The organism is Rossellomorea sp. ABR4_012 (assembly GCF_056159545.1).
This window is the reverse complement of sequence record NZ_JBSWVK010000004.1, coordinates 337747-351608: the sequence shown is the minus strand read 5'-3', so window position 1 is coordinate 351608 and position 13862 is coordinate 337747. Positions and strand designations below refer to the sequence as shown.

Sequence of the window (13862 nt, the reverse complement as noted above, 5' to 3'; positions counted from 1 at the left end):
ATTTTTCAAGAAAAATTCTACTACATATGGAGGTTCCCATGAGCGTTCCTAAATACAAACGTGTCGTTCTTAAACTGAGTGGAGAAGCTTTGGCAGGAAATGACGGCTTCGGAATCAACCCTTCAGTTATTAAAAACGTGGCAGAAGAAGTGAAAGAAATCGCCGAGCTTGGCGTGGAAGTAGCCGTTGTTGTTGGCGGAGGTAACATCTGGCGTGGTAAAATAGGTAGTGAAATGGGAATGGATCGTGCATCAGCAGACTATATGGGGATGCTTGCGACCGTCATGAATTCCCTTGCACTGCAGGACAGCCTTGAACAAATCGGGATTGAAACAAGAGTTCAGACTTCAATTGATATGCGCCAAGTTGCAGAACCTTATATCAGAAGAAGAGCGATTCGTCATTTAGAGAAAAAGCGTGTTGTGATCTTTGCTGCAGGTACGGGTAACCCGTACTTCTCTACTGATACTACTGCAGCCCTGCGTGCGGCTGAAATTGAGGCTGAAGTGATCCTGATGGCGAAAAACAATGTCGACGGGGTTTATTCTGCGGATCCTAAAAAGGATGAGACAGCAGTTAAGTACGAAGAATTGTCTTACCTTGACGTTCTTAAGGAAGGTTTAGCTGTGATGGATTCCACTGCCTCATCACTATGTATGGACAATGATATTCCTCTTATTGTATTCTCAATAATGGAAGATGGAAATATCAAAAGAGCTATTACAGGTGAAAATATCGGTACAATAGTTAGGGGGAAAGCATAATGCCAAATACGATTATTGCAAATGCCAACGAAAGAATGACGAAAGCCATTCAAACATTTTCTCGTGAATTGGCGAGTATCCGTGCGGGTAGAGCCAACGCATCTTTACTTGATAAGATCACAGTGGATTACTACGGTGCTCCAACACCGGTTAATCAACTGGCTGGTATTTCTATACCAGAAGCAAGAATGCTTGTCATCCAACCGTATGACAAATCCGCTTTAGGTGATATCGAAAAAGCGATTCTAAAGTCAGACTTGGGAATTACGCCGACAAGTGACGGTAATATCCTTCGCATCGTTATCCCTGCATTGACAGAAGAGCGTCGTAAAGATCTGGTTAAACTAGTGAAGAAAGAAGCGGAAGATGCTAAAGTTGCAATTAGAAACATCCGTCGTGATGCTAATGACGATTTAAAGAAGAAAGAGAAAAATGGAGAGATCACGGAAGATGATCTTCGTGGATTCTCTGACGATGTGCAAAAAGCTACAGACGAGAGCATTGCGAAAATTGATAGTATTTCAAAGGATAAAGAGAAAGAAATCTTAGAAGTTTAATACGACCATAAAAATTTAAGGGGCTGTCCTATAAGTGAACTCATATTCCTTATGGGACAGCCCTTTTTCAATTTACATATCTTCCTTTTTTCTATGAAAATCGATCTTTCATAATACTTAACCATATAGCACTAGTCCAGAATAAAGCATAAAGGATTTTCTAGAAGATATCTTCCTTGTTTTTTGATATGATAGTAAAGGTAAATATTTTTTGGATTGTTGGTGGAGGAAATTTTATGCTAAACAAGCTTAAACAATGGAAACGACAACAAAATAATGAAGATGTTGATGAACGCTTCCAGGAACTATTAAAGCATCCCGTTCCAGCTCATATTGCTATCATCATGGATGGCAATGGACGCTGGGCACAGAAAAGAGCTCTTCCAAGAGTGGCGGGGCACCATGAAGGGATGAAGTGTGTTCGCAGAATAACTAAACTGGCAAATGAGTTAGGTATAGAAGCTTTGACATTATATGCATTTTCAACCGAGAACTGGAAACGCCCGAAGATGGAGGTCGAATTCCTAATGAAGCTTCCTGAAGAGTTCCTGGGTACGTTCCTGCCAGAATTGATTGAAGAAAATGTTCAGGTGAAGATGATGGGGACGAAGGAAGCAATCCCTCCACATACATTGAGGGCAGTGAACAAAGCGATTGATGCGACGAAAGAAAACGACGGGCTTATCTTGAATTTTGCCTTGAATTATGGGAGTCGAGCAGAAATACTCGATTCCATTAAACATGTCTTAAAAGACGTGCAAAATGGTATACTAGATGAAAAACAATTAAATGAGGAAGTTTTTTCAAATTATTTGATGACGAAAGAACTGAAAGATCCAGATCTGCTGATCCGTACCAGCGGTGAGATCCGATTGAGCAATTTTATGCTATGGCAATTGGCTTATACTGAATTCTGGTTTACAGAGTGTTTATGGCCGGATTTCGGTAAACAACAATTAGTTGATGCAATTGAAGCATATCAAGGTCGTTCAAGAAGATTCGGCGGGATACAAAGTGAGGAATCATAATGAAACAACGAATTATTACTGCAATTGTTGCAGCAGCTGTTTTTCTACCTATCATTCTTTATGGTAAATCCCCTTTTATCATATTGATGTACTTGATCGCTTCAGTGAGTCTGTATGAAGCGCTGAAGATGAGAGGTCACAAGATCTATTCCATACCTGGTTTACTATCTTTGGCAATACTTTGGGTGTTTTTAATACCCGATATTTACATAGGAGTCATTAGCTATATCGGATATTCAAAGATTGAGCTTTCGTTTTTTGCCGTCTTGATTTTTTTAACTTATACGGTGATTACGAAGAATCGTTTTACATTTGACGATGTAGCTTTTTCGTTATTGAGTATACTGTATGTCGGTATTGGATACTTTTACTTTATGGAAATCCGTTTGGAAGAGGGCGTACAGTTTGTATTTTATGCCCTGTTCATAATCTGGGCGACAGATTCAGGTGCCTATTTCATCGGGAAAGCCATTGGAAAGAAAAAACTTTGGCCTCATATCAGCCCCAATAAAACGGTTGAAGGGTTTGTCGGTGGAGTAGTATGCGCAGTCATTGTAGGAGTGATCATGACCTTCATCAGCGACCTGGAAATGTCCATTCCTAAGCTTATCGTTGTGACGGCTATTTTATCCATATTTGGTCAAATGGGTGATTTGGTTGAATCCGCGTTAAAACGTCATTATAAAGTGAAGGATTCGGGTCATTTACTACCGGGCCATGGGGGAATGCTGGATCGATTTGACAGTCTTTTATTTGTTTTACCCCTTCTTTATTTCCTTTTATAAAAAAGTGGAAGGGCGCCCTTGGGAGGAGTGTAAGTTTTGAAGAAAATTAGTTTAATGGGAGCCACGGGTTCAATAGGAACTCAAACCCTCGATGTAATCAAAGAGCACCCTGAAGAGTTTAAGCTGACTGCATTATCAGTTGGAAAGAATATAGATAGTGCAAGAAAGATGATCTCGGAATTCAATCCATTACTTGTATCTGTGCAAAGGGAAGAAGATGCCGAAATGCTTCGAAGGGAGATACCTTCAAATGTGAAGGTTCTCTTCGGTGAAGAAGGATTAGTACAAGTAGCCTGCCATCAAGATGCAGATATCCTGGTGAACGCAGTGCTTGGAAGTGTTGGACTTTACCCGACACTGCAGGCAATCGAAGCAGGAAAAACAATAGCGATCGCCAACAAAGAAACGCTCGTGACTGCAGGTCACATTGTAATGGAGGCAGCCAGGAAAAAGGGTGTAGCTCTTTTACCTGTCGACAGCGAGCATTCTGCCATTTTTCAAGCACTTCAAGGTGAACAGGAAAAGAACATAGAAAAACTGATCATAACTGCTTCAGGGGGAAGCTTCAGAGACCGCAAAAGACATGATCTGGTCGGTGTGACTGTCAAAGAAGCGCTTAATCACCCAAATTGGTCGATGGGTGCGAAGATTACAATTGATTCAGCATCAATGATGAATAAAGGGCTTGAAGTGATAGAGGCACATTGGTTATTCGATATCCCTTATGATAAAATCGATGTTTTGCAACACAGGGAGAGTATTATCCATTCAATGATACAATTTCATGACACATCCGTAATGGCGCAGCTCGGAACACCGGATATGCGTGTGCCCATCCAATATGCATTGACGTTTCCTGACCGCTTGGATCGCCCTGGAGGAAATCGCTTGGATTTGGCCGAGATAGGTAAGCTGCATTTTGAGAAAATGGATTTTGAACGCTTCAGGTGCCTTGGTTTTGCTTATGAAGCAGGCCGCACAGGGGGCAGCATGACAACCGTGTTAAATGCTGCCAATGAAGCGGCGGTTGCGTTATTCCTGGACAATAAAATTCCATTCCTGGGAATAGAAGAGTTGATAGAAAGAGCATTGAATGATCATGAAGTGATTCAGAAACCTGATCTTGAGACCATTCGTGAAATCGATAGGAAGACTAGATTAACCGTTTCCCAATGGATTTAATAACGGGCTTGTGCATGATTGCATGTACATCAACGTAGTATTAATAAGAGATCTATTTTACTGTAAAAGTTGTACTTATCAGGCCTGAGAATACCAGGTTATTAAAAGGTGGTTTTATATTTGCAAACAGTAATTGCCTTTATCGTTATTTTTGGCGCTTTAGTATTTTTTCATGAACTGGGCCACTTGATCTTCGCTAAGCGTGCCGGGATATTATGCCGTGAATTTGCGATAGGCTTCGGCCCTAAAGTATTTTCTTTCAAAAAGGACGAAACGACATACACAATTAGACTTCTGCCGCTGGGCGGGTTCGTCCGGATGGCCGGGGAAGACCCGGAAATGGTCGAACTGAAGGCTGGACATAGAATAGGTCTTATTCTGGACCAGGATGAAAAGATTAAAAAGATCGTCCTGAATAATAAAGACCGCTACCCGAATATACGTGTGATCGAAGTCGAAGATGCGGATTTGGAGCACAGGCTTTACATTCGCGGATATGAAGATGATGAGGAAGAAGTAATTAAGAAATTTGAAATTTCACGTGAAGCGGTATTTGTTGAAGATGGTGTTGAAACACAGATAGCTCCGTGGGATCGACAATTTGCTTCGAAATCCCTCCCTAAGCGAGCAATGGCCATATTTGCCGGACCGCTATTCAACTTCATTCTGGCATTCTTTATCTTTTTACTCGTCGGGCTATTACAAGGTGTGCCTACCAATGATCCTGTCCTCGGAAACTTGACTGAGGATGGTGCAGCCAGAGAATCTGGACTCCAAAAGAATGATGTCGTTCAAAGTATTGATGGGAAGGAAATATCTACTTGGGAAGACATCGTAACTGTCATTCAGAAACATCCTGGAGATGAACTTAAGTTCACTGTTGAACGAGGGGGTACGACCCAGGAGATTTCTGTTACACCTAAGCCTCAAGAAGTGGAAGGCAAGGAAATTGGAATCATCGGGGTTCACAGCCCGGTTGAAAAGTCTCCGTTGAAGGTTGTTACGAATAGTGCAGAACAAACGTATGAGTGGACAAAGATGATTTTTGTCCTTCTGGGAAAACTGGTATCAGGTGAATTCTCGATTGATGCTCTGTCAGGGCCGGTAGGGATATATCAGTCGACAGATGTGGTTGCTAAATCCGGAATCTTTTACTTAATGAGATGGGCAGCTATCTTGAGTATCAATTTAGGGATTATGAACTTGCTTCCTATACCTGCTCTTGATGGGGGAAGGCTCTTATTCTTCGCCATAGAAGCAGTTCGTGGTAAACCGGTCGACCGTCAAATGGAAGGAATGGTCCATTTTGTGGGATTTGCCCTTCTTATGGTTCTGATGCTGGTCGTGACTTGGAACGATATTCAGCGATTCTTTTTATAAGATGTATTTTTCATTTTAAAGGATATAGCAGGATGTTCAGGCAGTTTCTACCTCAAACAACTAAAACTGAGGGTAGAACTGCCTGTTCATTTACGCTAAAATAGAAAGGAGAATGGAGGGTGTTTTCTCCGTTCTTTTCTTATGGGTTACATATTTTTCACATTCACAATAAACATTATCTGGTAACTGAGGTGCTATTAAATGAAGCAACGTAACACTTTGATCCCTACCCTTAGAGAGACACCGGCAGACGCGGAAATCAAAAGTCATCAGCTTTTGCTGCGTGCAGGTTATATTAGACAAAATGCAAGCGGGATATATAGTTTTCTACCTTTAGGAAAAAAGGTATTGAAGAAAGTAGAAGATATCGTACGGGAAGAATTGGACGCGGTCGGTGCGGCTGAACTATTAATGCCTGCTCTCCAGCCTTCTGAACTATGGAAGGAATCAGGAAGATGGGGCACGTATGGCCCTGAGTTGATGCGTATGAATGATCGTCATGAACGGGAGTTTGCCCTCGGCGCAACGCATGAAGAGATGATTACAAGTATTGTAAGAGATGAGATCAAATCATACAAACGACTGCCGCTCACTCTTTATCAAATCCAAACGAAGTACCGGGATGAGAAACGCCCGCGATTCGGTTTGCTGCGAGGAAGGGAATTCGTGATGAAAGATGCCTATTCTTTCCACTCCTCTGCAGAAAGCTTGGACGAGACATATGAACAAATATTTCAAGCATATACGAATATATTCAATCGTTGCGGCCTGAATTTCAGGGCGGTTATTGCTGATTCCGGAGCAATGGGCGGAAAAGACACCCATGAATTCATGGTTCTATCCGAAGTCGGTGAAGATACTATTGCCTATTCGAATCAGTCCACTTATGCAGCAAATATCGAAATGGCTGAAGTGATTGATTCATATTCACTATCTAATGAAGAAATGAAAGATGTTGAAAAAGTATCTACTCCAGAAGTCAAAACGATAGAGGAAGTTGCATCCTTCCTTGATTCCGGTAAAGAAAACTGTATTAAATCACTGTTATTTAAAGTAGACGAAGAATTTGTGCTGGTTCTTTCCCGGGGTGATCACGAAATAAATGACATCAAAGTAAAGAACTTTTTGAATGCAAATCTAGTAGAACTGGCTTCAACTGAAGAAACCAAAGAAATCCTTGGATGCGAGGTCGGTTCAATCGGCCCTTGTTCGTTAGGAGACAAGGTGAAGGTGGTAGCTGACCAGGCTGTGAAATATATTCGCAATGGTGTAGCGGGTGCGAACGAGGAAGGGTATCACCTGATCAATGTGAACCCTGACCGTGACTTTCAGGTTACCGAATACGGAGACTTGCGTTTCATCCAAGAGGGAGACCCTTCACCTGATGGCGAAGGAACGATCGTCTTTGCAAAAGGTATAGAAGTAGGACATGTCTTCAAGCTGGGAACAAGGTATTCTGATGCCATGAACAGTACGTTCCTGGATGAAAACGGCCGTGCACAATCAATCATCATGGGCTGCTATGGTATCGGGGTTTCTCGTACACTTGCAGCCGTGGCTGAGCAATTCAACGATGATAATGGACTCGTATGGCCTTCTAAATTATCGCCTTACGATCTGCATCTGATTCCGATCAATCTTAAGGACGAGCATCAATCAGCTTTGGCTGATGAACTTTATGAAGAGCTTAGAAAGAATCGTTATGATGTCCTTATGGATGATCGTACTGAACGTCCGGGAGTGAAATTTGCTGATTCTGACTTGATTGGCCTGCCTATCCGGATTACAGTCGGAAAGAAAGCATCGGACGGCATCGTAGAAGTAAAAGTAAGAAATACAGGTGAAATGCTAGAAGTTCATAAAGACGAGCTGATGTCCACCTTGACAGGTTTATTCGAAACTCTTTCTTAATAAAAAAGGGCTGATCCTTTAGGGAAGCAATGATCCTTATCGTCAGCCCTTTTCTTCGGTTATAAATGGTACAAATAATATATAGAAATGGGGGAAGATACAAATGGATGAAAAGTCCCTCGGCAAAAAAGAGAGATTTCAACTGTTACTGCAGCAATTAGGGCTGACGGAAGATGCATTCGTTAAGTATTTTAACAATGCAGAAATAGAAAAACTTGCCGTCTATCGAAGTGAGAGAAAATGGCACTTCTATTTTACGTTGGAAGAAATGATCCCTTGCAAAGTTTGGAGCCGCTTTTCAATGGCTCTCCAAACATCGTTCAAGCACATTGCCAATGTCAGCTTCAGCCTTAAAGTCCTCAATATGGATGTAACGGAACAATCGATACTTGATTATTGGGGTGAATGTGTAAAAGAAATTCAGGGAATTTCTCCTCCCCTGTTAAAACTTCTCAACACTCAAAAACCTGAAATAATCGGAAACAAAATTATTGTTAAAGCATCGAACGACACTGAAGCGTCACAATTGAAGAGAAAATATGGCGAGATCATTTCTTCTGCGTTCGAGAATTTTGGTTTTCCAAAATTGGTTCTCGATGCGGAGGTTGCTCAAATCGATGAGCAAAATAATGACTATGAAAAGTTCCTTGAAGAAAAAATGAAAGAAGATCAAGAGAGAGCGAAGCAGGCTCTTATCGAAATGGAAAAAGCTGAAAAAGAAGAAGCATCTGATGCACCGAGCGGACCATTTATGCTGGGTCTTTCAATTAAGGATGACGCTGACTTCAGGAAAATCGAAGAAATTTATGATGAAGAGAGACGAATTGCAATTGAAGGGTACGTATTCGACTGTGAAACGAGGGAACTCAGAAGCGGAAGAACTCTACTAACCTTTAAAGTGACAGATTATACCAGCTCGATCCTCGTAAAGATGTTTTCAAGGGATAAAGAGGATGCGGCTGTCATGAATAACATGAAAAAAGGAATGTGGGTCCGCTGCCGAGGAAGTATCCAAAACGATACCTTTGTCAGGGATTTGGTCATGATTGCCAATGATGTGAATGAAATTAAGCCTGTCCTGCGACTTGATACAGCCCCCTCTGAGGAGAAAAGAGTGGAACTCCATATGCATTCCCCTATGAGTCAAATGGATGCGGTGAGCTCAGTTTCAAGTCTTGTGGCACAAGCGAAAAAATGGGGACATAAAGCAATAGCGATTACAGACCATGCTGTCGCTCAATCGTTCCCAGAGGCTTATAATGCTAGTAAGAAAAATGATATTAAGGTTTTATATGGGCTCGAAGCAAACCTGGTGGACGATGGGGTCCCGATAGGTTACAACGAAACCGACCGGCCATTGGAAGATGCGGTTTATGTAGTCTTTGATGTTGAAACAACGGGGCTTTCAGCAGTTTATGACACCATCATCGAGCTCGCAGCCGTTAAGATAAAAGATGGCGAAATCATAGATCGATTTGAATCTTTCGCTAATCCGCATCATCCGCTGTCCGCCACTACAATCGATTTAACAGGCATTACGGATGATATGGTCCAAAATGCACCTGAAATTAATGATGTTCTTCACGATTATCATAAATGGGTGGGGGACGATGTATTAGTCGCTCACAATGCTTCCTTTGACATGGGCTTCCTGAATGCAGGTTATAAAAAAGCGGGCATTCCGAAAGCGGCTAATCCAGTAATCGATACGTTAGAACTTGCAAGATTATTGTATCCGCAGTTTAAAAACCATCGATTGAACACACTGGCCAAGAAATTCGATGTCGAATTAACCCAGCATCACCGTGCGATCTATGATGCGGAAGCTACCGGATATCTTCTGCTCAAAATGCTGAAAGATGCGTTCGAAAAAGGCATAATCAACCATAATCAATTAAACGATTATATGGGGAAAGGGGATGCCTATAAACGCTCAAGGCCATATCACTGCACGTTGATAGCACAAAATGAGGAAGGGCTTAAGAACCTGTACAAATTGGTATCCATTTCACATATGCATTACTTCTACAGGGTCCCGAGAATTCCCCGCTCACAGCTCCAGAAGTACCGTACCGGTATTTTGGTGGGATCAGGATGTGATAAGGGTGAGGTCTTTGAAGGCATGATGCAAAAAGGGATAGCAGAGGTGGAGGAGACGGCTCATTTCTATGATTATTTAGAGGTTCATCCGAGAGAAGTCTATCAGCACTTAATCGAGCTTGACCTTGTGCAGAGCCAAAAGAACCTTGAAGACATCATCAAGAATATCGTGGAGCTTGGTGAAAAGATCAACAAGCCCGTTGTGGCGACAGGAAATGTCCATTATTTAAACGAAACGGATAAAATCTACAGGCAGATCCTTGTTGGTTCGCAGGGCGGTGCCAATCCTTTAAACCGCCATACGCTGCCTGACGTGCATTTCAGGACAACCAATGAGATGCTTGATTGTTTTTCCTTCTTGGGTAAGGATAAAGCGAAAGAAATTGTCGTGGAAAATTCTAATAAGGTCGCAGATATGGTTGAAGTCATCAAACCGATCAAGGACGATTTGTATACACCTAAGATCGAAGGTGCCGACGAAGAAATGCGTCGAATGAGCTACGCGATGGCAAAAAGCATTTACGGGGAGGAACTCCCTGAAATCGTGGAAGCAAGGCTCGAAAAAGAATTAAAGAGTATCATCGGTCACGGGTTTGCGGTGATTTACTTGATCTCTCATAAACTTGTTAAAAAATCCCTTGATGATGGATACCTTGTAGGTTCACGTGGATCGGTAGGGTCTTCATTCGTTGCAACAATGACAGAAATAACCGAAGTGAATCCGCTGCCGCCGCATTATGTTTGTCCGGCATGCAAGAAGTCAGAGTTCTTTGATGACGGGTCTGTCGGCTCAGGTTTTGATCTTCCCAATAAAGACTGTCCCGATTGCGGTCACGCATACAAAAAAGATGGGCATGACATTCCTTTCGAAACCTTCCTTGGCTTTAAAGGGGATAAAGTTCCCGATATCGATTTGAACTTCTCAGGTGAGTACCAGCCTAAGGCACATAATTACACGAAAGTACTATTCGGGGAAGATAATGTATATCGAGCAGGAACGATTGGTACGGTTGCAGAAAAAACAGCCTATGGTTATGTAAAGGGATATGCAAATGACAATGCACTCCAAATCAGGGGAGCGGAAATCGATAGACTGGTCAGCGGCTGTACTGGTGTCAAGCGTACAACAGGTCAGCATCCAGGTGGAATCATCGTTGTTCCGGACTATATGGATATCTTTGATTTCTCCCCGATTCAATATCCTGCAGATGACCAGAACTCGGAATGGAGAACGACACACTTTGACTTCCATTCGATCCATGATAACTTGTTGAAGCTTGATATACTAGGTCACGACGACCCGACTGTGATCCGCATGCTTCAGGATTTATCAGGAATCGATCCAAAAACGATTCCGACAGACGATCCTGAAGTAATGAAGATTTTCAGCGGAACGGAATCACTTGGCGTTACAGAGGAACAAATCATGTGTAAAACGGGGACACTCGGGATTCCCGAATTCGGTACTCGCTTTGTACGTCAGATGCTTGAAGATACAAAGCCGACTACCTTCTCAGAGCTTGTCCAGATTTCCGGGCTTTCCCACGGGACTGACGTGTGGCTTGGAAATGCACAAGAACTGATTCACAACAAGATTTGTAACCTGAGTGAAGTAATCGGCTGTCGTGATGATATCATGGTTTACCTTATCTATCAGGGACTTGAACCATCCCTTGCGTTTAAGATCATGGAATTCGTACGAAAAGGGAAAGGTCTTCAGGATGAATGGGTAGATGAAATGAAGAACAACGGAGTACCTGATTGGTATATCGACTCCTGCTTGAAAATTAAATACATGTTCCCGAAAGCCCATGCTGCAGCATATGTACTCATGGCAGTCAGAATCGCTTATTTCAAGGTTCATCATGCCCTCCTATATTATGCTGCTTACTTTACAGTAAGGGCGGAGGATTTTGATATTGAAGCCATGGTAAGGGGTTCTCAGGCTGTACGTGCAAAAATAGAGGAAATCAACAGCAAGGGTCTCGATGCTTCACCTAAGGAAAAGAACACACTTACTGTTCTGGAGCTTGCACTCGAGATGTGTGAGAGGGGATATAAATTTCAAAAGGTAGATCTTTACCGTTCCCACGCATCGGAGTTCATCATTGACGGAGATTCTTTAATCCCTCCATTCAACTCCATTCCGGGTCTTGGCACTAACGCGGCGATCAATATTGTCAAAGCACGTGAGGACGGTGAGTTCCTATCAAAAGAGGATCTTCAGCAGAGGGGACGTGTATCCAAGACCATTATTGAGTATCTTGACAATCATGGATGTCTGGAAAGCTTGCCGGATAAAAACCAATTATCCCTCTTCTAGCCCTGTCTCATGGGAATTGTTTGCATAAAAATGTGGATTATGGTATATTTTTATTGGAAATACTAAAGATAGCTCTAAAGCAGAAGAGTGGGGTCGCACCCCACTCTTTCGTTATTACATGGAGATTTTTAACGATTATTTCTAGTCTTGGTGCAAGATTTTCATATAGACCAGGAGGTAAGTATGAGCAAAATTATTACACTAGTAGAAGAACTTGTCACACCTATCCTAGATGATATGTCATTAGAACTTATTGACATGGAATACGTAAAAGAAGGATCCAATTGGTTCCTGCGTGTCTTCATCGATAAGGATTCAGGTGTGGACATTGAAGAATGCGGAATAGTCAGCGAGCGATTGAGTGAAAAACTGGATGAAATCGATCCGATCCCTCACAATTATTTCCTGGAAGTCTCTTCACCAGGTGCAGAACGTCCTTTGAAAAATGAAAAGGACTTTCAGAAATCAATCGGAAAGAACGTATACGTGAAAACGTATGAACCGATTAATGGAGAAAAGGCATTTGAAGGAACTTTGCTTTCCTATTCTTCTGAAACAATTGCGCTTGAAGTAACAATCAAAACAAGAAAAAAGAAGGTTGAAATTCCTGCCGATAAAGTTGCCATCGCAAGATTAGCTGTTACTTTCTAAAAAGGATACAACCGTATAATAAAGGGGGATGACACCACCATGAGCACTCAGTTATTAGATGCTCTAACTGTTTTAGAGAAAGAAAAAGGCATCGCAAGAGATGTGATTATTGAAGCAATTGAAGCAGCTTTGGTTTCGGCTTATAAGAGAAACTTTAATCAAGCACAGAATGTACGCGTAGACCTTAACCTTGAAACTGGTACTATGCGGGTATTCGCCCGTAAGGAAGTTGTTGAGGAAGTCTTTGATTCCCGTCTTGAAATTTCAGTTGAAGATGCCGGAGAAATCAATCCAAGTTATGAAGTCGGCGATGTTGTGGAATTAGAGGTTACACCTAAAGACTTCGGACGAATTGCTGCTCAAACTGCCAAACAAGTTGTTACACAACGTGTCAGAGAAGCGGAACGCGGAATCATTTATTCTGAATTCGTCGATCGTGAAGAAGATATTATGACAGGTATCGTGCAGCGCCAAGACAATCGATTCATTTATGTAGCATTGGGCAAGATTGAAGCGCTCCTTCCTGTGAGTGAACAAATGCCTAATGAAACGTATAAACCGCATGACCGGATCAAAGTATTCATCACAAAGGTCGAGAAAACGACAAAAGGTCCTCAAATCTTTGTTTCCCGTACTCATCCAGGCTTATTAAAACGACTGTTCGAGATTGAAGTTCCTGAAATCTTTGATGGAACGGTAGAAATTAAATCGGTAGCCCGTGAAGCCGGCGACCGGTCCAAGATTTCCGTCCATGCTGAAAATTCCGAGATTGATCCGGTTGGAGCGTGTGTAGGGACAAAGGGAGCACGTGTACAAGCGATAGTCAATGAATTAAAAGGCGAGAAAATTGATATTGTACAGTGGTCAGAAGATCCGGTTACATTTGTCGCAAACGCGTTAAGCCCATCAAAAGTGCTGGATGTTCAAGTGAATGAAGAAGATAAAGCTACGAGAGTGGTCGTGCCTGATTATCAACTATCACTTGCAATAGGTAAACGAGGGCAGAATGCGCGCCTCGCAGCTAAATTGACAAACTGGAAGATTGATATCAAGAGTGAAACAGATGCACGGGAACTTGGACTCTATCCTCGTGAAGAAGCATTCCTTCCTCAGGATGAAGAAGAAGAGTATGATAACGAACCTTTAAATATTGATTTCGATGATCAAGATTAAGAGGTGAA

The 13862-nt window shown here is 42.1% G+C and carries 10 protein-coding genes; all 10 read left to right on the top strand.

The features are described 5' to 3' along the window. Positions 1 to 38 precede the first annotated feature (38 nt). The 10 genes from pyrH (at position 39) to nusA (ending at position 13854) form a co-directional block, all read left to right on the top strand. On the top strand, positions 39 to 764 hold the full coding sequence (gene pyrH / locus ACXAFV_RS17740; RefSeq protein ID WP_475128416.1) for a UMP kinase: 726 nt from the start codon (positions 39 to 41) through the stop codon (positions 762 to 764). Next, entirely contained in the window at positions 764 to 1321 is a 558-nt protein-coding gene (gene frr / locus ACXAFV_RS17735) for a ribosome recycling factor (RefSeq protein ID WP_475128414.1), read from the top strand. The genes pyrH and frr overlap by 1 nt, the downstream gene beginning before the upstream one ends. Before the next feature lie 236 nt (positions 1322 to 1557). Then, positions 1558 to 2349 (top strand): isoprenyl transferase, encoded by a 792-nt coding sequence (locus ACXAFV_RS17730; protein WP_475128412.1) that lies wholly within the window; start codon positions 1558 to 1560, stop codon positions 2347 to 2349. After that, on the top strand, positions 2349 to 3134 hold the full coding sequence (locus tag ACXAFV_RS17725; RefSeq protein WP_475128411.1) for a phosphatidate cytidylyltransferase: 786 nt from the start codon (positions 2349 to 2351) through the stop codon (positions 3132 to 3134). The genes ACXAFV_RS17730 and ACXAFV_RS17725 overlap by 1 nt, the downstream gene beginning before the upstream one ends. Before the next feature lie 36 nt (positions 3135 to 3170). After that, positions 3171 to 4316 (top strand): 1-deoxy-D-xylulose-5-phosphate reductoisomerase, encoded by a 1146-nt coding sequence (gene dxr, locus ACXAFV_RS17720; RefSeq protein ID WP_475128409.1) that lies wholly within the window; start codon positions 3171 to 3173, stop codon positions 4314 to 4316. Between the two features lie 120 nt (positions 4317 to 4436). Then, positions 4437 to 5696, top strand: coding sequence for an RIP metalloprotease RseP (gene rseP, locus ACXAFV_RS17715; protein WP_475128407.1), 1260 nt, complete (start codon positions 4437 to 4439; stop codon positions 5694 to 5696). Positions 5697 to 5897: 201 nt separating this feature from the next. After that, positions 5898 to 7607: a proline--tRNA ligase gene (locus ACXAFV_RS17710; protein ID WP_475128406.1), complete on the top strand. Its 1710-nt coding sequence runs from the start codon at positions 5898 to 5900 to the stop codon at positions 7605 to 7607. 103 nt (positions 7608 to 7710) lie between these two features. Then, positions 7711 to 12030 (top strand): PolC-type DNA polymerase III, encoded by a 4320-nt coding sequence (locus tag ACXAFV_RS17705; RefSeq protein WP_475128404.1) that lies wholly within the window; start codon positions 7711 to 7713, stop codon positions 12028 to 12030. 183 nt (positions 12031 to 12213) lie between these two features. Further along, a complete protein-coding gene (gene rimP, locus ACXAFV_RS17700; protein WP_475128402.1) occupies positions 12214 to 12681 on the top strand; it encodes a ribosome maturation factor RimP in 468 nt (155 codons plus the stop codon). Positions 12682 to 12720: 39 nt separating this feature from the next. Beyond that, positions 12721 to 13854, top strand: a complete 1134-nt coding sequence (gene nusA / locus ACXAFV_RS17695) for a transcription termination factor NusA (RefSeq protein WP_475128401.1) — start codon at positions 12721 to 12723, stop codon at positions 13852 to 13854. Positions 13855 to 13862 lie beyond the last annotated feature (8 nt).